The organism is Embleya sp. NPDC127516 (assembly GCF_044765325.1).
GTDB lineage: Bacteria > Actinomycetota > Actinomycetes > Streptomycetales > Streptomycetaceae > Embleya.
Window position 1 is genome coordinate 243818 of record NZ_JBIWJT010000003.1, and the last position, 21356, is coordinate 265173.

Annotated in this window: 18 protein-coding genes; 6 read left to right on the plus strand and 12 right to left on the minus strand. The window is 71.0% G+C overall.

Annotated features, from left to right (window positions below):
* Nucleotides 1-261: 261 nt before the first annotated feature.
* The 3 genes from ACIRL2_RS06370 to ACIRL2_RS06380 form a co-directional block, all read right to left on the minus strand.
* Nucleotides 262-537, minus strand: a complete 276-nt coding sequence (locus ACIRL2_RS06370; protein WP_402230517.1) for a DUF4235 domain-containing protein — start codon at nt 535-537, stop codon at nt 262-264.
* A 70-nt stretch (nt 538-607) separates the two neighbouring features.
* Nucleotides 608-1762: an N-acetylglucosamine-6-phosphate deacetylase gene (gene nagA, locus ACIRL2_RS06375; RefSeq protein WP_402230518.1), complete on the minus strand. Its 1155-nt coding sequence runs from the start codon at nt 1760-1762 to the stop codon at nt 608-610.
* Between the two features lie 324 nt (nt 1763-2086).
* Nucleotides 2087-3268 (minus strand): 8-amino-7-oxononanoate synthase, encoded by a 1182-nt coding sequence (locus ACIRL2_RS06380; RefSeq protein WP_402230521.1) that lies wholly within the window; start codon nt 3266-3268, stop codon nt 2087-2089.
* Between the two features lie 78 nt (nt 3269-3346).
* On the opposite strand from ACIRL2_RS06380, the gene ACIRL2_RS06385 reads away from it, so the two are divergent.
* Complete coding sequence (locus tag ACIRL2_RS06385; protein ID WP_395866516.1) at nt 3347-4816, plus strand: sensor histidine kinase; 1470 nt, start codon at nt 3347-3349, stop codon at nt 4814-4816.
* 205 nt (nt 4817-5021) lie between these two features.
* On the opposite strand, the gene ACIRL2_RS06390 is transcribed toward ACIRL2_RS06385, so the two are convergent.
* Together ACIRL2_RS06390 and ACIRL2_RS06395 are read right to left on the minus strand one after the other, a co-directional pair.
* Nucleotides 5022-5276 (minus strand): WhiB family transcriptional regulator, encoded by a 255-nt coding sequence (locus tag ACIRL2_RS06390; RefSeq protein ID WP_020557388.1) that lies wholly within the window; start codon nt 5274-5276, stop codon nt 5022-5024.
* Nucleotides 5277-5591: 315 nt separating this feature from the next.
* Nucleotides 5592-6521 (minus strand): diacylglycerol/lipid kinase family protein, encoded by a 930-nt coding sequence (locus ACIRL2_RS06395; protein WP_395866192.1) that lies wholly within the window; start codon nt 6519-6521, stop codon nt 5592-5594.
* 73 nt (nt 6522-6594) lie between these two features.
* Between ACIRL2_RS06395 and ACIRL2_RS06400 the strand changes: the two genes are divergently transcribed.
* Nucleotides 6595-7029: a hypothetical protein gene (locus tag ACIRL2_RS06400; protein WP_395866190.1), complete on the plus strand. Its 435-nt coding sequence runs from the start codon at nt 6595-6597 to the stop codon at nt 7027-7029.
* Between the two features lie 280 nt (nt 7030-7309).
* Here the strand turns inward: ACIRL2_RS06400 and ACIRL2_RS06405 are convergent, their stop codons facing one another.
* The 3 genes from ACIRL2_RS06405 to ACIRL2_RS06415 form a co-directional block, all read right to left on the minus strand.
* Nucleotides 7310-8203, minus strand: a complete 894-nt coding sequence (locus ACIRL2_RS06405; RefSeq protein WP_395866514.1) for an RNA polymerase sigma factor SigF — start codon at nt 8201-8203, stop codon at nt 7310-7312.
* A gap of 92 nt (nt 8204-8295) precedes the next feature.
* Nucleotides 8296-8739, minus strand: coding sequence for an anti-sigma regulatory factor (locus ACIRL2_RS06410; RefSeq protein WP_395866188.1), 444 nt, complete (start codon nt 8737-8739; stop codon nt 8296-8298).
* Nucleotides 8740-9002: 263 nt separating this feature from the next.
* Nucleotides 9003-9647 (minus strand): CGNR zinc finger domain-containing protein, encoded by a 645-nt coding sequence (locus ACIRL2_RS06415; protein WP_402230525.1) that lies wholly within the window; start codon nt 9645-9647, stop codon nt 9003-9005.
* Nucleotides 9648-9942: 295 nt separating this feature from the next.
* On the opposite strand from ACIRL2_RS06415, the gene ACIRL2_RS06420 reads away from it, so the two are divergent.
* The 3 genes from ACIRL2_RS06420 (at nt 9943) to ACIRL2_RS06430 (ending at nt 13877) form a co-directional block, all read left to right on the plus strand.
* Nucleotides 9943-11136 carry an NADP-dependent malic enzyme gene (locus ACIRL2_RS06420; RefSeq protein WP_395866184.1) on the plus strand — a complete coding sequence of 398 codons (1194 nt, stop codon included), beginning with the start codon at nt 9943-9945 and terminating at the stop codon, nt 11134-11136.
* A 139-nt stretch (nt 11137-11275) separates the two neighbouring features.
* On the plus strand, nt 11276-12238 hold the full coding sequence (locus ACIRL2_RS06425) for a zinc-binding dehydrogenase (RefSeq protein WP_395866182.1): 963 nt from the start codon (nt 11276-11278) through the stop codon (nt 12236-12238).
* A 49-nt stretch (nt 12239-12287) separates the two neighbouring features.
* The gene (locus tag ACIRL2_RS06430) at nt 12288-13877 is read left to right on the plus strand and encodes an ABC transporter substrate-binding protein (protein ID WP_402230529.1); all 1590 of its coding nucleotides are present in this window, start codon (nt 12288-12290) and stop codon (nt 13875-13877) included.
* Nucleotides 13878-14164: 287 nt separating this feature from the next.
* On the opposite strand, the gene ACIRL2_RS06435 is transcribed toward ACIRL2_RS06430, so the two are convergent.
* Nucleotides 14165-14968: a helix-turn-helix transcriptional regulator gene (locus ACIRL2_RS06435; protein ID WP_402230531.1), complete on the minus strand. Its 804-nt coding sequence runs from the start codon at nt 14966-14968 to the stop codon at nt 14165-14167.
* A complete protein-coding gene (locus tag ACIRL2_RS06440) occupies nt 14965-15831 on the minus strand; it encodes a DUF4097 family beta strand repeat-containing protein (protein WP_402230534.1) in 867 nt (288 codons plus the stop codon). The genes ACIRL2_RS06435 and ACIRL2_RS06440 overlap by 4 nt, the downstream gene beginning before the upstream one ends.
* A gap of 219 nt (nt 15832-16050) precedes the next feature.
* Here ACIRL2_RS06440 and ACIRL2_RS06445 point away from each other — a divergent pair, with 219 nt between their 5' ends.
* The gene (locus ACIRL2_RS06445; RefSeq protein WP_395866174.1) at nt 16051-16935 is read left to right on the plus strand and encodes a DUF4184 family protein; all 885 of its coding nucleotides are present in this window, start codon (nt 16051-16053) and stop codon (nt 16933-16935) included.
* A 69-nt stretch (nt 16936-17004) separates the two neighbouring features.
* Here the strand turns inward: ACIRL2_RS06445 and ACIRL2_RS06450 are convergent, their stop codons facing one another.
* Together ACIRL2_RS06450 and ACIRL2_RS06455 are read right to left on the minus strand one after the other, a co-directional pair.
* Nucleotides 17005-17187 carry a DUF6104 family protein gene (locus ACIRL2_RS06450; RefSeq protein ID WP_020557400.1) on the minus strand — a complete coding sequence of 61 codons (183 nt, stop codon included), beginning with the start codon at nt 17185-17187 and terminating at the stop codon, nt 17005-17007.
* A gap of 137 nt (nt 17188-17324) precedes the next feature.
* Nucleotides 17325-21155 (minus strand): multifunctional oxoglutarate decarboxylase/oxoglutarate dehydrogenase thiamine pyrophosphate-binding subunit/dihydrolipoyllysine-residue succinyltransferase subunit, encoded by a 3831-nt coding sequence (locus tag ACIRL2_RS06455; protein ID WP_402230537.1) that lies wholly within the window; start codon nt 21153-21155, stop codon nt 17325-17327.
* Between the last annotated feature and the right edge of the window lie 201 nt (nt 21156-21356).

Below are 21356 nucleotides of genomic sequence, written 5' to 3' on the forward strand. Positions count from 1 at the left end.
GGCGGAGCCGCAGAACTTTGACTTCGTGCCCCGGAGCGAAGCGGAGGGACACGAAGTCACGAGCGAGGGGCCGCCTTTTTTCTCGGAGGAGCGAAGCGGGGGAGAGAAAAAAGGCGGTGCCTCGCGAGCCGGCGACGAAGCCGCCCAACAAGCAGCAACGCCGTGCCTGCGACTCCGGCCGTGCCCGTTCCCCACGCCCGCGACTCCCCCCATCCCCCGCTCCCCGCTCCCCGCTCCCCGCTCCCCACTACCCCCTCCCCCTCACGCCCCAGGCCACGACCCCGTGGCCCGCTTCACCCCCAGAGCGCCCGCGCGTTCGACCGCGGTGCGGGTGACGGCGAAGATCGCGCCCTCGATCGCGGCGGTGAGCAGGATTTCGATCCAACCCCGGTCGCGGTCCCACGCGTCGGCTGCGTCGTCGCGGCCGGTGAGGGTCGTCCAGGTGTGGTCGGCGAGCTTTCCGGCGAGCATGCCCGCGCCGATGCCGGCGAGCAGGCCGATCGGGCGATAGGGCAGTGCCTTGGCAGTCGTGTTCATGTCCTGCGGCTGCCCCGGGAGGGCGGGTCCACGCCGGCCGAGCCGCCGGCGTGGGGTGTGGCGGCGGCGGTCAGATGCCCGCTTCGTAGGCCACCACGCCGCCGACCCACGTCTTGAGCACCGTCCAGTCGTCGCTCCACCAGACCAGGTCGGCGGCGGCGCCCGGGGTGAGCCGGCCCAGGTCGGTGCGGCCGAGGGCGTCGGCGGGCACCCGGGTGGCGGAGGTGAGGACGCGGGCCGGGGGGTTGCCCAGGCCGACCAGGTTGCGCACGGCGACGTCGAGGGTGAGGGCGGAGCCGGCGATGGTGCCGTCCGGGTTGCGCGGAACGTCGCCCTCGACCAGGGTCACGTCGACGTCGCCGAGGCGGTAGCGGCCCGGTGGCATGCCGGCGGCGGCCATCGCGTCGGTGACCAGCGCGGTGCGCTCGCCGGCGACTCGCAGGACCAGTGAGCAGACCGGGCCCACCACGTGGTGCAGGTCGGCGATCAGGCCGGGGGTCAGGCGCGGGTCGCTCAGCGCCGCGCCGACCACGCCCGGTTCGCGGTGGCCCAGGCCGCGCTGCGCGTTGAACAGGTGGGTGACCATGGTCGCGCCCGCGTCCGCGGCGGCGGACATCTCGGCGGCGGTCGCGTCCGTGTGTCCGGCCGAGACTCGGATCCCCGTGGCGACGATGCGTCGAATGGCCTCGAGCGCACCGGGAAGTTCGGGCGCCAGGGTGATCAGTGTCAGCGCGTCCCGGACCACGTCGTCGAGCAGCAGGCGGTCGACCAGTTCGGCGGTGGGCTTGCGCAGGTATTGCGGTGGGTGCGTACCGGCCCGGACCGGGGACAGGAACGGCCCCTCCAGGTGCACGCCCAGGTCGCGGGCGATCGGCTCCTGGGCGAACTTGGCGCGCAGCTCCGCGGCCCGCACGAGGGCCGCGGTGAGCGTGTCCAGGTCGCCGGTGATGAAGGTCGGGCAGAACGCGGTGACCCCGGTCGAGGGGAGCTTCGCGGCGACCTCGCGCCACGCGGTCGCGTCGGCCGCCACGAAGTCGTGTCCGAACGCGCCGTTGAGCTGGAGGTCGATCAGGCCGGGGGTGAGCACGCCGTGTGGCAGTCGCAGGCCGTCGGGCCCGCCCGGGCCCTCGATGACGCCGGTGATCCGGCCCTGCTCCACACCCACCTCGGCCGGGCCGACAAGCGTCCCGTCCACAAGCACGCGAGGTGCCCCAATGCCGGCCACGCGTGCCCTTCCTTCCCTGCGGGACCGCTACGCGGCCGAACGTTCGGCGGCCTCCCGGTGCGGGCCGGGAGGCCGCCGCCCATTTTGGTTCAGACCAATCCTAGTTGTCTAGACCAATGTCGAGGGAAATTCCACGTATACCGGCTGATATCGGGCCATACATCGACGAACCGCAGGGCGCACAAGTGCAGGGCTCACCGGCGCGGGGCCCACAAGTGACGACCCGAGACCCCGACGCGGCGCAGAACCACGGCGCCCGGCCTCGCGGCGCGCTCACGCCGAAGACGCGGCGCTCGAACCACGGCGCCCGGCCTCCCGGCGCGCTCACACCGAAGTAGCCGCCTCCAGCGCCGTCACCGCCCGAGCGATGTCGGCCGCCGTCAGGTCCGCGCGGGCCGCGAGCCTCAGTCGGGAGATGCCGTCCGGCACCGACGGCGGGCGGAAGCAGCCGACCAGGACGCCGGCCTCCGCGCAGCGCGCGGCGGTGTCGAAGGCGAGTTGCGCGTCGCCGATCAGCACCGACGCCACCGCACCCTCGGGTTCGGTCACCCGCAGACCCGCCTGACGGGCGCCCGCCGACAGCGCGCGCGCGTTCGCCCGGACCGCGTCGGCCAGACGCGGCTGCGCACGCAGGATCCGCAACGCCTCCAGGGCCGCCGCCGCGCACGCCGGCGCCAACCCCGTGTCGAAGATGAACGGCCGCGCCGCGTCCACCAGATGCTCGATCACCCGGGCCGGCCCGAGCACCGCGCCGCCCTGCGAGCCCAGCGCCTTGGACAGGGTCGCGGTCAGCACCACGTCGTCGGCCCCCGCCAGCCCCGCCGCGTGCACCGCGCCCCGGCCGCCCGGACCGACCACACCCAGGCCGTGCGCCTCGTCCACGAGCAACACGGCGCCATATCGCCGTGTGACGGCCGCGAGCTCCGCGAGGGGGGCGATGTCCCCGTCGACCGAGAAAACCGCGTCCACGACCACCAGGGCGCGTTCCTCGGCCCGTTCCGCCAGCACCCGGGCCACCGCCTCGACGTCGCGGTGTCCGGTGATCGCCACCCGGGCCCGGGAGAGCCGGCACGCGTCGACGATCGACGCGTGGTTGATCGCGTCGGACACGACCAGGCCGCCCTTGCCGACCAGTGCGGCGATCACCCCGAGGTTGGCCAGGTAGCCGGAGGAGAACACCAGCGCCGCCTCGGCGCCCATGTGCTCGGCCAACGCGGTCTCCAACTCGGCGTGCAGCGTGGTGGACCCGGTCACGAGCCGCGACCCGGTGGAGCCGCCGCCCCAGGTGCGCACCGCGCGGACCGTCGCCTCCAGCACCCGGTCGTCGCGGCACAGCCCCAGGTAGTCGTTTCCGGCCAGATCCAACCCGCCCGCCGTCGCCGCGCGCGGTCGCAGCCGGCGGCGCAGCCCCGCCTCGACCCGCTCCTTCTCCCGTACGTCGAGCCAGTCCAGCGGGTGACCGCCGCCGCCGATGGACTGCCGGGACGTGGGCGATTCGGTGGACATCGAGACCTCACAGGTGCGGCGGAGTGGGGCGCCCAGGATCGCAGGCCGGTCGGAAAGTACGCTGCCGGTGTGCCCTCGATGAACGATCTCGTCCGCCGCCACGCCGCGCTGCCCGCCGCCGACCTGGAGTGGCTGCACCTGTTGGTGTCCGAGTGGCAACTGCTCGCCGACCTGTCCTTCGCCGACCTGGTGTTGTGGGTGCCCACCGGGGACGGGCAGTACGTCGCGGTCGCGCAGATGCGGCCGAACACCGGGGCTACCTCGCACCAGGACGACCTGGTCGGCGACTTCGTGCCGCGCGGGCGGCGGCCGATGTTGGACGCGGCGCTGGACGAGGGCCGGATCGTGCGCGAGGGCGATCCGGAGTGGCGCGACGACGTACCGGTGCGGGTCGAGGCGATCCCGGTCTCCCGGGAGGGCCGGGTGATCGGCGTGATCGCGCGCAATACCAACCTGCTCACCGCGCGCACTCCCAGCCGGCTGGAATTGACCTACCTCCAGAGCGCCGCGGACCTCGCGCAGATGATCGCCGCAGGGACGTTTCCGCACGCGGGTGAACTGCTCGACATGGACGCGTCGCCGCGCGTGGGCGACGGGCTGATCCGCCTCGACGCGGACGGCGTCGTGCAGTACGCCAGCCCGAACGCGCTCTCCGCCTACCACCGGCTCGGCCTGACCACCGACCTGGTCGGTTGCCACCTCGGCCGGATCACCGCCGAACTCGCGCCGCACGAGGGACCGGTGGACGAGGCGATCTCCGCGGTCGCCAGCGGGTGGGCCCCGCGCGAGACCGAGGTGGAGACGCCCGCGGCGGTGGTGCAACTGCGCGCGATCCCGCTCAAGCCGCGTGGCCAGCGGATCGGCGCGATCATGCTCCTGCGCGACGTGACCGAACTGCGCCGGCGCGAGCGCGAGCTGATCACCAAGGACGCGACCATCCGGGAGATCCACCACCGGGTGAAGAACAATCTCCAGACGGTGGCCGCGCTGTTGCGGCTGCAGGCCCGGCGGATGGACGCGCCACAGGCCCGGGCCGCGCTGGAGGAGGCGGTCCGCCGGGTCGGCTCGATCGCGATCGTGCACGAGACGTTGTCCCAGACGCTGGACGAGCGGGTGGACTTCGACGAGATCGCCGACCGGGTGTTGTCCATGGTCACCGAGGTGGCCGCGTCCTCGGTGCGAGTCCGCACCGCCCGGCACGGCAACTTCGGCGAACTGATCGCGGAGACCGCGACGCCGCTGGCGATGGTGCTGACCGAGCTGTTGCAGAACGCCCTGGAGCACGCCTTCGAGGATCCCGGCTTCACCGACCGGTCCGGCACGCTGGAGGTGCACGCCGAACGCCGCGCGGAACGCCTGCTGATCACCGTCACCGACGACGGGATCGGCCTGCCGGCCGACTTCGATCCGCAGGTCTCCGGCAACCTGGGCCTGCAGATCGTGCGCACCCTGGTCGGCAGCGAACTCGCGGGCCGTTTCGACATGGTGCCCAATCCGGCCGGCGGCACGATCGTCACGCTGGACCTACAGATCCGCCAACGCCGCTGAGCCTCCCGGAGCCGAGCCCGCCGACGCCGCCGACGCACCGACGCCGCGGTCACCCACCGACGGGATCGCGCCGCGCCGACGAACACCCGAACCCGGGAAAGCAGTTGCCCCGCCCTGGTCCGATCGGACCCTGGCGGGGCAACTGCGGGCAATGCTTTGGTGTTCCGGTGATTGAGTCTCCGGAGTGTTCAGCCTGTCGTACTGATCAGGCGGAGGCGCGTGCGCGGTTGCGGGCGGCGCGGCGCTTGAGAGCGCGACGCTCGTCCTCGCTCAGACCGCCCCACACACCCGCGTCCTGACCGGACTCGAGAGCCCAGCCCAGGCACTGCTCCATCACGGGGCAACGGCGGCAGACCGCCTTCGCCTCCTCGATCTGAAGCAGAGCGGGACCGGTGTTGCCGATCGGGAAGAACAGCTCCGGGTCTTCGTCACGGCAGGCAGCAACGTGGCGCCAGTCCATGCGGTCCAACTCCTCGTGGGTCAGCGGGGGCTTCCGGCCCCGCTGTGGCTTGTGAATGTGAACGCTTTCACGAACCCCCCGACAAGCAAGGGGCCGACGAAGTCGGTCCCCAGGTTTGGCAGTGGATTCGGGCGGTGAAGATGACCTTTCGGCCACGTCCCTGCCGCCTCGTAGAGCCTTACAAACCTCGGCCGCCGATACAACCCCCTTGGGCCAGGATTTTTTAAATCATCGGTGTCGACTAGGTCACACCACTACATCGAAGGGATGAACCCGGGATTGGCGTTCGAGTGAAAGGCCAAAAGGCCCTTCCACTCACACAATCACACGCAGTGCACGGGGAACCCCCCGGAAGGTCACACTCCGATGTTCTCCCAGATGGTCCCCATCGACCTGAAGGGAAACAGGTTCTTCAGTCCGAAGAGTGAACGCATCGCAGTCGTGCAGGGACACGACGTGACGCCCATGTGGAGCATTACCCGTGGAGCCCAGCATCTGGGCCAGATGGCGCAATGTGGGCAGTGTTGACATCCGGGTGAGCGCGAAGAGGTCCAATCCGGTGTCATATGACGCTTGTGGACACGGATTCAGCGGCCGGTCGCGCAAAAACGTCCACGGCACCGTGTTCTGCACTATCCCCAGGCAGATTCCCTCGATCGGGTCCCGGCCCGGCACCTCCAGCGTCAGCGGCCCGTGCTTGCGGGTGTCCCGCCCGCCGTAGAACCGGCGCAGCGCGGACCGTACGTACAGGCCGGGCGTCGCCCGCCGCCCGTCGGCCCGGCGCTCCTCGACCCGGCCGACCACCTCGGCGTCGAAACCCAGGCCCGCGCAGAACAGGAACCAGCGCTCGTCGGCCAGGCCCAGGCCGATCTCCCGGCTGCGGCCGGCACGCAACGCCTCCAGCAGGAAACCGGTCGCCTCGACCGGATCGTTGGGCATGCCGAGCGAACGCGCGAAGACGTTGGTGCTGCCGCCCGGGACCACCGCGACCGCGGGCAGCGAGGGGGCGGGTCCGGCCACGAGCAGGCCGTTGGCCACCTCGTTGACCGTGCCGTCGCCGCCCAGCGCGATCACCAGGTCCAGACCGTCGTCGGCCGCCTGCCGGGCCAGTTCCGCCGCGTGGCCCCGGTGCTCGGTGCTCACCACGTCGAGCTTGAGGTCGCCGGCGAGCGCGTGCGCCAGGACGTCCCTGGTTCGCTCACTGGTGGTCGTGGCCTTGGGGTTCACGACGAGAAGGGCGCGCATACCCCCAGCGTATCTACCGGTGGGTAGGGCTCCCATGGGCCGGACGGTCGCCCGCCCCGGTTACAGTCGTGTGGTGACCGAGAGCCCTTCCGCCCAGGACCAGTCGGACCCCGCCGGGGCCCTCCCCCTCACTTGGCGCATCTGCACCGCAGTGGTCGGCGTCGAGGCGTTCGCACTCCTCGGATACTCCCTCTATCTGACCTTCCGGAGCGAGTTCGGCCATCCGACCAACGCGTCCGAGGGCGTCGCGATCGGCATCTACCTGCTGATCCTCGCCGCCGGGATAGTCGCCGCGTTCGTGGGCATGCTGCGCGGCCGACGCTGGAGCCGATCGCCGGCGATCACCGCCAACCTGATCGTGGTCGGCATGGGTTGGTATCTGATCAAGGCCGATCAACTGGTGATCGGCATCCTGACCATGATCGCGGGTGTGATCACCATCGGCGCACTCGCGACACCCGGCATGTACAACGCGCTCGAAGCACGCCACCAGGCCCGCCGAGCCTGAACACCCGCCGCCGGCCCCACGCCCCCCCGGCGCGTCAGCGCCCCCGACCCACCCCCACCCCAGTGATCGACGCGCGAAGCGCGGAGAGCGGCGGAGCCGCAAATGTGGACGGTGTGGCCCGGAGCGAAGCGGAGGGACACACCGTCCCGAGCGAGGCACCGCTTTTTCTTGGAGGAGCGAAGCGGGGGAAAGAAAAAGCGGCGCCTCGCGAGCCGGCGACGAAGTCGCCCAATAGAGCGACCCCTCGCGAGCCGGCGACGAAGTCGCCCAAACAAGCAAACTACTCCTCGACGAGCAGGCGCTCGCGCAGCTGCGCGAGGGTGCGCGCGAGCAGCCGCGAGACGTGCATCTGCGAGATGCCGACCTCCTGCGCGATCTGGGACTGCGTCATGTTGCCGAAGAAGCGCAGCAGCAGGATCTTTTTCTCGCGCGGCGGCAACTGCTCCAGGAGCGGCTTGAGCGACTCGCGGTATTCGACACCTTCGAGCGCGTCGTCCTCGGCGCCCAATGTGTCGGCGACGGCCGGGGAATCGTCGTCGGTGTCCGGTACGTCCAGGGACAGTGTGCTGTAGGCGTTGGCCGACTCGAGGCCCTCGAGCACCTCCTCCTCGGAGATCCCGAGTTGCACGGCGAGCTCGGCGACCGTGGGGGACCGACCGTTGCGCTGGGAGAGCTCGGCGGTGGCCGAGGTCAGCGCGAGCCGCAGTTCCTGGAGCCGGCGCGGCACCCGGACCGCCCAGCCCTTGTCCCGGAAGTGCCGCTTGATCTCGCCGACGATGGTCGGGGTCGCGTACGTGGAGAACTCCACCCCGCGATCCGAATCGAATCGGTCCACCGACTTGATCAGGCCGATGGTGGCCACCTGGATCAGGTCGTCCAACGGCTCGCCGCGATTGCGGAACCGGCGGGCGAGGTGCTCCACCAGCGGTAGATGCATCTCCACCAGCCGATCGCGCACCGCGGCCCGCGCGGGCGGATCCGATTCGAGCACCGCGAGTTGCGCGAACAGCCCGCGCGCGATCTCCCGGTCGTGAGCGTGGCGTTCGGAACCGGCACGCCGCCGGTTCGGCACCGCCGGACCCGTGGGCCCGGCGGATCCGGCAGGTCGAGCCGGTCCGTCCGGCCCCGCCGCCTCGACGCCACCGTCCATCGTCATGCTCGCGTCGCTCACCATGCCCTCACCCTCCCCTCGGCCGCGCCCGGCGGCCTCGTCGGGTGAGGCCGCGCTCGGCTGCGGTTCGTTGGCCGCGCCTTCAACACCACTGCTCACGTCTGCTCCGGCCCGCCACCGCGCTTCTTGTGCAGGCTGATGCTGACCACCTTGTCCTGGTCCACCGTCGCGTCCACCTCGCCGGCGAGTGCCGACAGGACGGTCCAGGCGAACGTGTCGCGCGCGGGTGTTCTGCCGTCGGTGGTCGGCGCGGACACGGTGACGTGCAGCGCGTCGCCCACCAGGTTGAACACGCAGGAGAGGACTCCGCCGGCCACCGCCTGGTCGAGCAGCATCGCGCACGCCTCGTCGACCGCGATGCGCAGATCCTCGATCTCGTCCAGAGTGAAGTCGAGCCGGGCCGCGAGGCCCGCCGTCGCGGTGCGCAGGACGGAGAGATAGGCACCTTCGGCAGGCAGTCGGACCTCGACGAAGTCCCGCTGTCCGGTGCCGGCTTCGTCCGCCGTGTGTGCGGATCGCTGGGACACCCTCACCTCCAAGGTGCTGCTGTGGGTGGCCGCCGCCGCGGGCGGTCACCACCGATGTCGGGGGAACCCCAGCGACGCTACCGCGCCGGCCGAGAACTGTCGTCACCGATGCGGGAACGGGTGCGGGAACGACCGAGGCTGCTGTGTACACGACGGTACGTCACGATATGTGATTTGACGAGTACGTAGTGTACCTGAGTTTGGTAATTTCGCACCGCGAGATCACGCCGTCCATGTACATGTGCCACAGTCCGCGACTCGCCAACCCGCCAATGTCAGGTATGTCGGTCGGGCTCGGGCTCGCGGGCCCGGCGTCTGGCCCGATACAGCGCGACGTTCGTGCGCGAGGTACAGCGGTCCGAGCAGTGCCGGCGGGAGCGGTTTGCGGACAGGTCCAGGAACACGTTCCGGCACGGAGGTGCCTGGCACACACCCAGGCGGTCGATGCCGTGCGCGGTGAGCTGTACCGCCAGACCCATGCCGGCTATCGCGGCGAAACCCTCGGCCGCGCCCACCGCGTCGCCCGCCAGGTGCAGGTGCCACGCGCTGGCGTCGTGGCCGGTCAGGCGCGGATGTACGGGGAACTCGGCAAGCAGGCCGTTGAGGGTGGCGACCGCGTCCGCCTCGCGTCCGGCGGCGGCGTCCACGAAGACCGCGCGCAGGCGGGTGCGGACCGAACGCAGCCGGGTCACGTCGGCGTCGGTCACCCGTGGCGGGATCCGCCGAACGGGTGCGATCAGCGCGAGCACGTCCTCGGGGGAGCGCAGCAGATCCTCGCCGCGCGCCGGTTGTTCGGTGTTGACCAGGCGGACCGCGTGCTCGGCGTAGGAGGAGAGATCCAACGACTGCCCTTCGGTCGCGGTCGCCGCCTTCGCTTCGGGCGCGTGCTTTCCGCGCGCTGTCGCGCCCGAGGTTCGCACGGGTCGACGGGGTCGGATGTGGCGGCGGTTACTGTCAGCCTACTGCGCGTGGCACTAGCGTCTTGGCCAGTTGCGAGAAGGGGTCTGACGCGCCATCACAAAAAGGTGGTAATCGGCTCATCGCCCCGGCGCTCCGCCATTCGGGGGGTATGCCAAAATCGGCGTCACGGGTGACCCCCGTAACCTCAGCCGGATCATGTGCGCTGCACGAAGCGCCGATGTCGCTGAGGCATGCAGCCTGCGATCGCGCTCCGAGAGCTGCACTTCTACTGACAATGTCTACAAAGGGGTCACTGTGGCAGCGGAGATCATCCCCACGGACAGCACGGCGACGGACGAACTCGATCCGGTCTTCGCCCTGCACCGGGGCGGGAAAATGGAAGTTCGCTCGACCGTCCCGGTGCGCAATCGGGACGATCTGTCCCTCGCCTATACGCCCGGTGTGGCACGTGTGTGCACGGCCATCGCCGAGAACCCGGAACTCGTCCACGACTACACGTGGGTCTCCAACACGGTCGCCGTGGTCACCGACGGCACCGCGGTGCTCGGCCTGGGCGACATCGGGCCCGCCGCGTCCCTGCCGGTGATGGAGGGCAAGGCGATCCTGTTCAAGGAGTTCGCCGGCATCGACGCCGTGCCGCTCGCGCTCTCCTGCACCGACGTGGACGAGCTGGTGGACACCATCGCCCGGCTCGCGCCGTCCTTCGGCGGCATCAACCTGGAGGACATCAGCGCGCCGCGCTGCTTCGAGGTGGAGCGCCGGCTCCAGGAGCGGCTGGACATCCCGGTCTTCCACGACGACCAGCACGGCACGGCGATCGTCGCGTTGGCCGCGCTGCGCAACGCGGCCACGGTGACCGGGCGCCGGCTCTCCGACCTGCGCGCGGTCATCTCCGGCGCGGGCGCGGCGGGCATCGCGATCGCCAAGATCCTGATCGAGGCGGGCATCGGCGACCTGTGCGTGGTGGACAGCCGGGGCATCGTGCACGAGGGTCGGGACGACCTCACGCAGATCAAGCGGATCATCGCCGAGCTGACCAACAAGGCCAAGCTCAAGGGCGGCATCGAGGAGGCCATGCGCGGCGCCGACGTCTTCCTCGGCGTGTCCGCGGGCAAGGTGCCCGAGGAGGTCGTGGCGACCATGGCGCCGCAGGCGATCATCTTCGCGATGGCCAACCCGAACCCGGAGATCGACCCGGACCTGGCGCACAAGTACGCGGCCGTGGTGGCCACCGGGCGCAGCGACTACCCGAACCAGATCAACAACGTGCTCGCCTTCCCGGGTGTGTTCGCCGGCGCCCTGTCGGTGCGTGCCAAGCGCATCACCGAGGGGATGAAGGTGGCCGCAGCCGAGGCGCTGGCCGCGGTCGTCGCCGACGAGCTCTCGCCCGACAAGGTGATCCCGTCGCCGTTCGACGAGCGGGTGGCACCGGCGGTGACCAAGGCCGTGGCCGAGGCCGCCCGTCAGGACGGCGTCGCGCGTATCTGAGCCGCGGTCCGTGGATCGGTGATCGTCCGACGGCTCCTCGCCGACCGTTCGACGACGCGATCGCATCCACGGCGACCCGTGGACGTGTGCGGTCCGCCCGACCGGGCGGACCGCACACGTCGTCAGTAGGGTGCCTCCCATGTTTGCCGTGAGTGCCGTGAGCATCGATGCCCAGGACCCCCTGTCCGGCCTCCGGCTCGGGGAGCACCCCGAGCCCGGCCACGACGGCGGGCTGCCGCCGGGGTGGACGACCGTGACCGTCAAGGCCGCCTCGCTCAACCACCACGACCTGTGGACCCTCAAGGGCGTGGGCATCACCGAGGACCGACTGCCGATGATCCTGGGCTGCGACGCGGCCGGGATCGACGAGGACGGCAACGAGGTCGTCGTGCACTCGGTGATCGGCGGCCCGGGCACCGACGAGCCCCGCTCCATCCTGACCGAGCGCTACCAGGGCACCTTCGCCGAGAAGGTCGCCGTACCGCGCTGGAACCTGCTGCCCAAGCCCGCCGAACTGTCCTTCGAGCAGGCCTGCTGTCTGCCCACCGCCTGGCTGACCGCGTATCGGATGTTGTTCACCAACTCGGGCGTGCGCCCGGGCGGCACGGTGCTGGTCCAGGGCGCCGGCGGCGGTGTGTCCACGGCCCTCGTGGTGCTCGGCAAGGCGGCCGGCTACCGGATGTGGGTGACCGGCCGGGACGAGGCGAAGAACGCCCGGGCGATCGAACTCGGCGCCGACGCGGCCTTCGCGTCCGGTGCCCGACTGCCCGAGCGGGTCGACGCGGTGATGGAGACCGTCGGCGCGGCGACCTGGTCGCACTCGGTCAAGAGCCTCAAGCCCGGCGGCACGATCGTGATCTCCGGCGCCACCTCGGGCGACCGGCCGGCGGCCGCGGAACTGACCCGGATCTTCTTCCAGGAACTGCGCGTGGTCGGCTCCACGATGGGCGACCGGGACGAGTTGGCGGGCCTGCTCCGGCTGTGCGCGCACGGCGGGGTGCGGCCGGTGATCGACACCGTGCTGCCGCTCACCGAGGCGCACGAGGGGTTCCGACGGTTGGCCCGGGGCGATCTGTTCGGCAAGATCGTCCTCACCCCTTGATCATCACGCCGGTCCGCACGTGCCCGGGTCGTCTCGGAAGGACCGCCGGATGCCGTTGTCCCGTCGCCGCGTACTAGCCCTCGGGGCCGGTACGGGGGTGGCCGCGGTGTCCGCCGGCCTGCTCGCCTCCTGCACGGGCCGGGAACTGCGTTCCGGGGGCACGCTCACGGTCGGCGTGTCCCGCCTGCCGGATGTGCTCAACCCCGTGTACGCGACGGCCGAGCCGGTGCGCTGGATCGCCGACCCCGTGGTCGAGGCGCTCTATACCTACCGGGACGACACCACGATCGGGCCGGTGCTCGCCGGGGCCGATCCGCAGATCGCGCCGGACGGGCTGAGCTGGACCATCCGGCTGCGGCCGGACGTGCGCTTCCACGGCGGGGACCCGTTCACCGCCGAACACGTGGTGGCCTGTCTGCGCCGGGTGGGCGATCCGGCGACGGCGGGCGACTGGGCGCCGTGGCTGGCGGGCCGGTTCGGCGCGATCGAGGCGCCGGACGCGCGGACCGTACGGATCGAGCTGCCGCGGCCGTTCGGCGCGCTGCGCGCCCTGCTGGCCTGCCTGCCGATCCCGCACCAGGCGACGCTGGGCGATCCGCGGGCGCTGGTCGGCACCGGGCCGTTCCGGTTGGCGGGTGCGGACGGGGCGGTGGTGGCGCTGCGGCGCGATCCGGACCACCGCGGCAAGGCGGTGCCGTTGGAGGGCATCGACTTCCGTGCCTCGACCGACGCGGTGGCCGACCTGAAGGAGCGTCGGCTCGCGGTGTACCCGCGTCCGACACCGGACCAGGTGCGGCGGTTGCGGCGCTCGGACGACACGTACGTGCAGACCGCGAGCGGGCCGGCCGACCTGGTGGTGCTGCCCAATCTGCGCCGGCCCCCGTTCGACAACGTCGCGGTGCGGCGGGCGCTGGCGTTCGGGATGGATCGCACCCGGGTGTCGCAGGAGGTGTACCGGGGCGACGCGGTGATCGGGCAAGGGCCGTTGGGGCCGGGCAACGAGGGGTGGGACCCGGAGTACACGCCGTACGGCCGCGGGGTGAGTCCGACCGCGTCCCCGAAGCCGAGTCCGAGCGCGACCGCCGGGCCGACCGTGGAGCCGGAGCGGGTCACCGCGATGTTCGGCGAGGCGCCGGTGCCGCCCGGGGTGCGGTTCACGCTGCTCGCGGTGGTCGGGGAGGCGGCGGAACTGCCGGACGTGGCGCGGGTGCTGGCCGAGGGGTGGAACCGGGTCGGGTTCACCGTCACGGTCGAGCGGGTGGATCCGGCGACGTGGGTCGCGCGGCGGCGGGTCGGGGACTTCGATGTCGCGCTGGTCGACCTGCGGGGGTCCGCGTACGCGGTGGGGCGGACGGGGTTCGCGGTGTTGTCGGCGGCGGTGTCGACGAGCCCGGAGAGCACGGGGTATGTGAATCCCGAGTTGGATCGCTTGGTCGAGCGGGCCTGGGGGACGGCGGATACCTCTCGGCGGGCGACACTCACGCGGGTGGCGGGGGAGATCGTGGCGCGCGACGCGGTGGTGTTGCCGCCGGTGTATCCGAAGGTCGCGGTCGGGCGGAGCGGGCGGGTCGAGTCGGTGGACGTGCGGCAAATGGGCTTGGGGCGGGTGGAGTTGGCGACGCTCCATCGGCGTGGCTGAACTCGGTTGGTCGGGCTGGGTTGGCCTCATGCGCTCGGTCGGGCTGGGTTGGCCTCATGCGCCCGGTCGGGCTGGGTTGGCCTCAAGCGCCGGCCGGGCTGAGGGGAGTTCGGCTGACCTCGGGCGTGGTTTGGCTGGGTTGGCCTCAAGCGCCGGCCGGGCTGGGTGGCCTCATGCGCCGGCCGGGCTGAGGGGAGTTCGGCTGACCTCGGGCGCCCGGGCCGGGCTGAGTGGCCTGATGCGCCGGTCGGGCTGGGTGGACTTGCGTGATGGCCTGGGGGGTGGGGTCAGGGTGGGGGGTCTTCGGTGAAGATTTGGCGGAGGTCGTTTAGCGCGGTGATCACTACCGTGCGGGCTCGGTCGAATTGGTCGGGGGTGATGCCGGCTCGGTGGGCCAGGGGGGTCAGTTCGGTGCGGATGGTGTCGAGGATCGCTTCGAGGTCGAAGGAGTCCGTGTCGCGGGTGGGGCGGTCGGTTTCCTTGGACCAGGCGTCTTCGGCTCGGGCGCGGGCGGTGGTGGGTTCCGGGTCGGTGGCGCCGAAGCGGCGGCGTAGTTCGCGCTCCAGGTCGTGCAGGCCGGGCTTGCCGGCCAGGTCGACCAGGTTGTGCGCCAGGCCCTCGGCGAGATCGGCCATGCGTTGCGAGAAGATCGGCTCCCAACCCTTGGGCTCGGTGCGTTCCTCGGTCGTGGTGCGGGGCGTCTTGCGGACCTCGCGGGCTGCCCGGCCCAGTTCCTCGCGCAGGTTCTGCGCCGACGTGCGCACCTCGTCCCGGATCTCCCGGGCCCGCTCGTAGACCGACTCCCGAATCTGCGCCTCCAGTTGGGCCAATTCCTCCTGGCGAGCCGCCAACTCGTCCCGGCCGGCGGCGGTGATCCGGTAGACCTTCCGGCCGCCCTCCACGTCGTGCTCGACCAGGCCCTCCTGTTCGAGCTTGGCCAGGCGCGGGTAGACCGTGCCCGCCGAGGGGGCGTACAGGCCCAGGAAGCGGTCGTGCAGCAGCCGGATGACCTCGTAGCCGTGTCGGGGGCTCTCGTCGAGCAGCTTGAGCAGGTACAGCCGCAGGCGGCCGTGCCCGAAGACCGGGGTCATGCGATCACCTTTCCCTCCGGGGCGCGACGCAACAACGTCACAGGGCCCGATACCGAGTTGATCCGGAGCCGTCCCGAGCCCTCGCCGAGCTTGCCGCTGACGTGGCTCGCGCCGAACCTGGCGCTCGTGGTCAGCTCGTCGAACACCGAGTCGACCGAGCCCACCGCGCTGCGCACGTCCACGTGCATGTCGCCCTCGTGCGGCAGTCGTACCGTCAATTCGCCGGAGACGGTGCTCAGCTGCACGTGGCTGCGGCCGACCGCGTCCAGGTCGAGCGTCATCGAGCCGGAGACCGAGTTGGCCCGGACCCGGCCGCCGGTGCCCTCGATCACGGTGAGCGAACCGGCCACGGTCACCACGCCGAGGTTGCCGGCCATCGACTCGGCGTCCACCGACCCGGAGACGGTGTTGGCGTCGACCGTGCCGGTCAGCCCGACCAGGGTCACGTCGCCGCCGATGCTGCGCACGGTGGTGTCGCCGTGCATGCCGGAGACGGTCGCGTGCGCGGAGACCACGCCGATCTCCACCGTGCAGTCCCACGGCACGGCCAGCGAGACCTCGGCGTGCCGGCGACCGAGCGCGCGCCCGTCCGCCATGAACGCCTTGAAGTCGGCCCGCCGCCGGGCGCTCTGGAACCAGTTCATCAGGTGCTTCCCGGTCAAGTCCGGGTAGGAGACGACCAGTTCGCCGCTCACCTCGTCATGGGTCACCTGGAGCGGCGGCCCCTCGACGGCGTGCACCTCCAGGCGCGGCGGTCCGTCGGTGCCCACGACGTCGACCAGGCCGCCGATCGTGCGTACGCGGAGCACGCGCACGGGGTCGAGTGTGAGGTCCTGTGGTTCCTCGATCATCCATCGGGACATGGACCCTCCCCTTCGGGTCGGAGTGCCGAACGCGATATATCGCGAAGCTCTGTCATTCACGATATATCGCGTCTCCCGCACGTCAAGGGAACCATCGGGTCTGCTTTCCGCGTTTCTCGAAGCCGAGGGACTTCGTTCATCCGCGCGTCGTGCCCGTGGCGCGCGCGTGCGCGCGAGCGGGCGCGCCCGCCTACGGCATCCAGCACGGGGGCACCACGCATGCCATTCACGCTCAGCCACATCGCCGCGGTGCTGCCGCTCCAGGGCGCCACCCGTACCGGAACCACGGCCGGGGACGGGGCGGGCCGACACGGGCCGCTGATCGCCTCCGCGCTGGCCTTCGGGGCGATGGCACCGGACGTGATCCTGTTCGTGTCCCTGGACTTCCTGCCGATGCGCGCCGACCGGCAGGCCACCCACGAACTGTGGCCGGGCGTGCTGGGTCTGAACATCGCGCTCACCGCGTTGCTCGTACTCGTCTTCCACCTGCTCGCGAGACCGCTGCTGGTGCTGTGCCCGGATCGGGTCCGGGCGGCCCTGGAGGAGCCGCTCAGACCGCGCCTGCCGGGCCGGCTGTACGCCGCCGCGCGGGCCGGGCGGCCGTTCCTGCGGGAAACCCTCGCGGTCGGCGTGTGGTTGGTGGTCTCCGCGATCCTGGGCGGCCTCTCGCACATCGCGTGGGACGCCTGGACGCACCACGACGACCCGGGCGTGGCGCACGTACTGCCCGAGCTGCGCCGGGAATTCTTCGGCCTGCGGCCGGGCTACGTGCTGCTCCAGCACGTCAGCACGGTGGTCGGGCTGACCACGTGCGCGGTGTGGACGTGGCGCTGGGTGGGCCGGCTGCCGGCACGGCCGATCACGGGCCTGCGGATGCCCGTGGCCGGGCGCTGGGCGGTGCTCGGCGCGCTGGTGCTGGTCGGCGCGCTCGGCGCGGCCAAGGCGCTGCTGCCGTTCCCCGACGGGCGGGTGCCCGCCTTCGAGGTGCTCGGCTTCGGCGCCGCGACCGGCTTCGGCCGGGGCCTGGCGGTGGGGCTGGTGCTGTACGGCGCCGGCTGGGCCCTGTGGCACACCCGTACGCTCCGGCGCGCCGGCGACGCCTGACCGGGACCCGGCGGACCGCGGACCGGCCCGCCGACGCGCGGGCCGGGTTCGGCCCGCGCCGGGGTTCGGCTACTCGTCGTCCTCGTCATCGTCCAACCGGGCGAGCCAGGTCGCGAGCCGCTCGACGGGGGTCTCGAACTCGGGGTTCAGGTCCACGAACGTGCGCAACTGCTCGGCGAGCCACGCGAGGGACACCTCCTCCTCGCCGCGTCGCTTCTCCAGCTCCTCGATGCCACGGTCCGTGAAGTACATGTTCTCCGACTCCGGTGTGTGTGTCCCGTGTGTGTTCGGTGGGTGTTCGGGTGCGCGCTACCCGGGGCACGCGACTCCGCCCCGGCGCGCATCGTACGCGGCCGGGGCGGAGTCGGTGGATCAGCGAAAGCCGAGGATCAGCTCATCGCTTCCTCGACCAGACCCTGCTGCTCGGCCTCGTGCCGCTTGGCCGAACCGACCGCGGGCGACGAGGACGACGGACGCGCGATCCGACGCGGAGCCGGCAGGCCGTACTCGACCAGGTTGAGCGCGATGAACGGCCACGCGCCCTGGTTGGTCGGCTCCTCCTGGGCCCAGACCAGCTCCAGGTCCTTGCCGTAGCGGTCCAGACCGTACCGCTCCAGCTCGGCCTTGAGCTCGGCCACCGGCAGCGGGTAGAGCCGCTCCACCCGCACCAGCGCGACGTCGTCGCGACCGGCCTTGGCCCGGCCGGCGGCCAGGTCGTAGTGGAACTTGCCGGAGGACATGACCACGCGCTTGACCTTGCTCGGGTCCACCGTGGTGTCGCCGATCACCGGCTGGAACTGCCCGCCGGTGAACTCCTCGATCTTCGACGCGGCGGCCTTCAGCCGCAGCATCGACTTCGGGGTGAACACCACGAGCGGCTTGTGGTGCGGGTTGAGCGCCTGCCAGCGCAACAGGTGGAAGTAGTTGCTCGGCAGGGTCGGCGCGGCCACCGTCATGTTGTTCTGCGCGCACATCTGCAGGTAGCGCTCGATGCGCGCGGACGAGTGGTCCGGGCCCTGGCCCTCGTAGCCGTGCGGAAGCAGCAGGACCACACCGGAGTGCTGGTGCCACTTCTGCTCGGCGGAGGAGATGAACTCGTCCATGATCGACTGTGCGCCGTTGGCGAAGTCGCCGAACTGCGCCTCCCACAACACCAGCGACTGCGGCCGGGCCAGCGAGTAGCCGTACTCGAAGCCCATCGCGGCGAACTCGCTGAGCAGCGAGTCGTACACGGTGAACTTGGCCTGGTCGTCGGACAGGTGCGCGAGCGGCGTGTACTCGGCGCCGGACGCGCGGTCCACCAGGACCGAGTGCCGCTGGCCGAAGGTGCCGCGGCGGCTGTCCTGACCGGCCAGGCGCACCGGGCGCCCCTCCATCAGGAGCGAGCCGAACGCGAGCGTCTCGCCCATCGCCCAGTCGATCGTGCCGTCCTCGACCATCGCCGCGCGGCGCTGCAACTGCGGCTGCAGACGCGGGTGCACGGCGAAGTCCTCGGGCAGCGAGACCTGCGACTCGACGATCCGCTTGACCGTCTCGTGCGGGATCCCGGTCGGGTCGATCCGCGGGAAGGCGATGTCCGCCGCTGGCGCGGCCGGGGTCGCCTGCGGAGCCTGCGGCGCGGTGGCCTGCCGGACCTCGGAGAAGACCTTCTCCAGCTGGTCCTGGTAGTCCTTGAGCGCCTGCTCCGCCTCCTCGACGGTGATGTCGCCACGACCGATGAGGGCCTCGGTGTAGAGCTTGCGCACCGAGCGCTTCTTGTCGATCAGGTCGTACATCAGCGGCTGCGTGAAGGACGGGTTGTCGGCCTCGTTGTGACCCCGGCGCCGGTAGCAGATGAGGTCGATCACGACGTCCTTGTGGAACGTCTGCCGGTACTCGAACGCGAGTTGCGCGATCCGCACGCACTGCTCGGGGTCGTCGCCGTTGACGTGGAAGATCGGCGCCTCGATCATCCGCGCGACGTCGGTCGCGTAGATGGACGAGCGCGACGAGGCCGGGGAGGCGGTGAAGCCGACCTGGTTGTTGATCACCACGTGGATCGTGCCGCCGGTGCGGTATCCGCGCAGCTGCGACATGTTCAGCGTCTCGGCGACCACGCCCTGGCCCGCGAACGCGGCGTCGCCGTGCAGCAACAGGGGGAGCACCGGGAAGTCGGCGCCCTCCATGTCGATGATGTCCTGCTTGGCGCGCACGACGCCTTCCAGGACCGGGTCGACCGCCTCCAGGTGCGAGGGGTTCGCCACCAGGGAGACCTTGACCTGCGCGCCGTCCTCAGAGGAGAACGTGCCCTCGGCGCCGAGGTGGTACTTCACGTCGCCCGAGCCGTGCATCGACTTGGGGTCGATGTTGCCCTCGAACTCGCGGAAGACCTGCGCGTAGGACTTGCCGACGATGTTGGTCAGCACGTTCAGCCGGCCGCGGTGCGCCATGCCGATCGCGACCTCGTCGAGACCGTCCTCGGCCGCGGCCGAGATGATCGCGTCGAGCAGCGGGATGGTGGTCTCGCCGCCTTCCAGCGAGAAGCGCTTCTGGCCGACGTACTTGGTGGCCAGGAAGGTCTCGAACGCCTCGGCCGCGTTCAGCCGGCGCAGGATGCGGAGCTGGTCCTCGCGGTCCGGCTTGGCGTGCGGAACCTCGACCCGCTCCTGGATCCAGCGGCGCTGGTCCGGGTCCTGGATGTGCATGTACTCGATGCCGACGGTGCGGCAGTAGGTGTCCCGCAGCACGCCGAGCACGTCGCGCAGGGTCATCAGCGCCTGGCCGGCGAAGCCGCCGACCGCGAACTCGCGCTCGAGGTCCCACAGCGTCAGCCCGTGCTCGACCACGTCGAGGTCCGGGTGCCGGCGCTGCTTGTACTCGAGCGGGTCGGTGTCGGCCATCAGGTGACCGCGAACCCGGTACGAGTGGATGAGCTCCTGCACACGTGCCGTCTTGTTGACGTCGTCCTCGTGCGTCGCGGAGATGTCCTGCACCCAGCGCACGGGTTCGTACGGGATGCGCAGCGAACGGAAGATCTCCTCGAAGAAGCAGTCTTCACCGAGCAGCAACTGGTTCATCCGGCGCAGGAACTCGCCCGACTGGGCGCCCTGGATGATGCGGTGGTCATACGTGCTGGTCAGCGTGAGTGTCTTGCTGACCGCGAGGCGGGACAGGGTGTCCGCGGACGCACCCGCGAACTCCGCCGGGTAGTCCATCGCACCCACGCCGACGATCGTGCCCTGACCGGGCATCAACCGCGGCACCGAGTGCACGGTGCCGATGCCGCCCGGGTTGGTCAGCGAGATCGTCACCCCGGCGAAGTCGTCCACCGTGAGCTTGTTCGAGCGGGCTCGCCGGACGATGTCCTCGTACGCCTGCCAGAAGGCGAAGAAGTCCATCTCGTCGGCCTTCTTGATGGCCGCCACCACGAGCTGGCGGTCACCGTTGGCCTTCGTCAGGTCGATCGCCAGGCCGAGGTTGACGTTCGCCGGCTTGACCAGGAACGGCTTGCCCTCGCGCTCCTCGTAGGAGTGGTTCATCGACGGCATCGACTTGGCCGCCTGGACGAGCGCGTAGCCGATGAGGTGGGTGAACGAGACCTTGCCACCGCGGGCGCGCTTGAGGTGGTTGTTGATCACGATCCGGTTGTCGATCAGCAGCTTGGCCGGCACGGCCCGCACGCTGGTCGCGGTGGGGATGGCGAGCGACGAGTCCATGTTGATCGCGACACGTGCCGCCGGGCCCTTGAGCTGGACGGCGTCCGGCTGCGCGGCGGGCTGCTTCTTCGCGGGCGCGGCGGCCGCCTTGGGGGCGGGTGCCTGCGCGGGCGTCGGTGCGGCGACCTTGGCGGGCGCGGCCTGGACCGGAGCCGGATCGGCGGCCGGGACGGGAGTGGGCGAAGGCGCCGCGTCCTGTACACCGCTCGTCATTATCGGGTGGCTCGGGGCCGGGGCCGGAGTCGTCGTCCCCGTCGCGGTCGACGACACAGCCGCCGTCACGGGGGGTTGCGCCGGGCTCGGCGCGGGGATGTTTCCAGAGTTGTTCGTGGTACCGCTCACTGGTGTGGGGCCGCTCGGGCTTGCCACGGTGGCTTGGCCGGCGGGCGTCGACGGCGTCGACGGCTCGCTGGGCTTGTAATCGGCGAAGAAGTCCCACCAAGCACGATCCACCGAGTTGGGATCTTGCAAATATTGCTGGTAAATCTCGTCGACGAGCCACTCGTTGGGGCCGAAGCTGGCCATCGGGTTGCTAGGGGACTGTGACGACACGGCGGCAACCGCCCTCTTCCGCTTCCTGGGGTGGTGGACAGCGGGAAACAAGGCTACGCCCTTTGACCGGTGTCGCGCAGGCCCCTCGGCCTCCGCGTCGCGTAGATCACAAACGGTTGACCGTTTAGTCGCGTTTGTTGCTTCCCGCCGTATTGGTGGTCACGGAACGTCATG

Bases quoted from the DNA above. Each gene is read 5' to 3' on its own strand.
- ACIRL2_RS06370 (WP_402230517.1), bottom strand. From the start codon at position 537: ATGAACACGACTGCCAAGGCACTGCCCTATCGCCCGATCGGCCTGCTC.
- ACIRL2_RS06380 (WP_402230521.1), bottom strand. From the start codon at position 3,268: ATGTCCACCGAATCGCCCACGTCCCGGCAGTCCATCGGCGGCGGCGGT.
- ACIRL2_RS06385 (WP_395866516.1), top strand. From the start codon at position 3,347: ATGAACGATCTCGTCCGCCGCCACGCCGCGCTGCCCGCCGCCGACCTG.
- ACIRL2_RS06390 (WP_020557388.1), bottom strand. From the start codon at position 5,276: ATGGACTGGCGCCACGTTGCTGCCTGCCGTGACGAAGACCCGGAGCTG.
- ACIRL2_RS06395 (WP_395866192.1), bottom strand. From the start codon at position 6,521: ATGCGCGCCCTTCTCGTCGTGAACCCCAAGGCCACGACCACCAGTGAG.
- ACIRL2_RS06405 (WP_395866514.1), bottom strand. From the start codon at position 8,203: ATGGTGAGCGACGCGAGCATGACGATGGACGGTGGCGTCGAGGCGGCG.
- ACIRL2_RS06425 (WP_395866182.1), top strand. From the start codon at position 11,276: ATGTTTGCCGTGAGTGCCGTGAGCATCGATGCCCAGGACCCCCTGTCC.
- ACIRL2_RS06430 (WP_402230529.1), top strand. From the start codon at position 12,288: ATGCCGTTGTCCCGTCGCCGCGTACTAGCCCTCGGGGCCGGTACGGGG.
- ACIRL2_RS06435 (WP_402230531.1), bottom strand. From the start codon at position 14,968: ATGACCCCGGTCTTCGGGCACGGCCGCCTGCGGCTGTACCTGCTCAAG.
- ACIRL2_RS06440 (WP_402230534.1), bottom strand. From the start codon at position 15,831: ATGTCCCGATGGATGATCGAGGAACCACAGGACCTCACACTCGACCCC.
- ACIRL2_RS06445 (WP_395866174.1), top strand. From the start codon at position 16,051: ATGCCATTCACGCTCAGCCACATCGCCGCGGTGCTGCCGCTCCAGGGC.
- ACIRL2_RS06450 (WP_020557400.1), bottom strand. From the start codon at position 17,187: ATGTACTTCACGGACCGTGGCATCGAGGAGCTGGAGAAGCGACGCGGC.
- ACIRL2_RS06455 (WP_402230537.1), bottom strand. From the start codon at position 21,155: ATGGCCAGCTTCGGCCCCAACGAGTGGCTCGTCGACGAGATTTACCAG.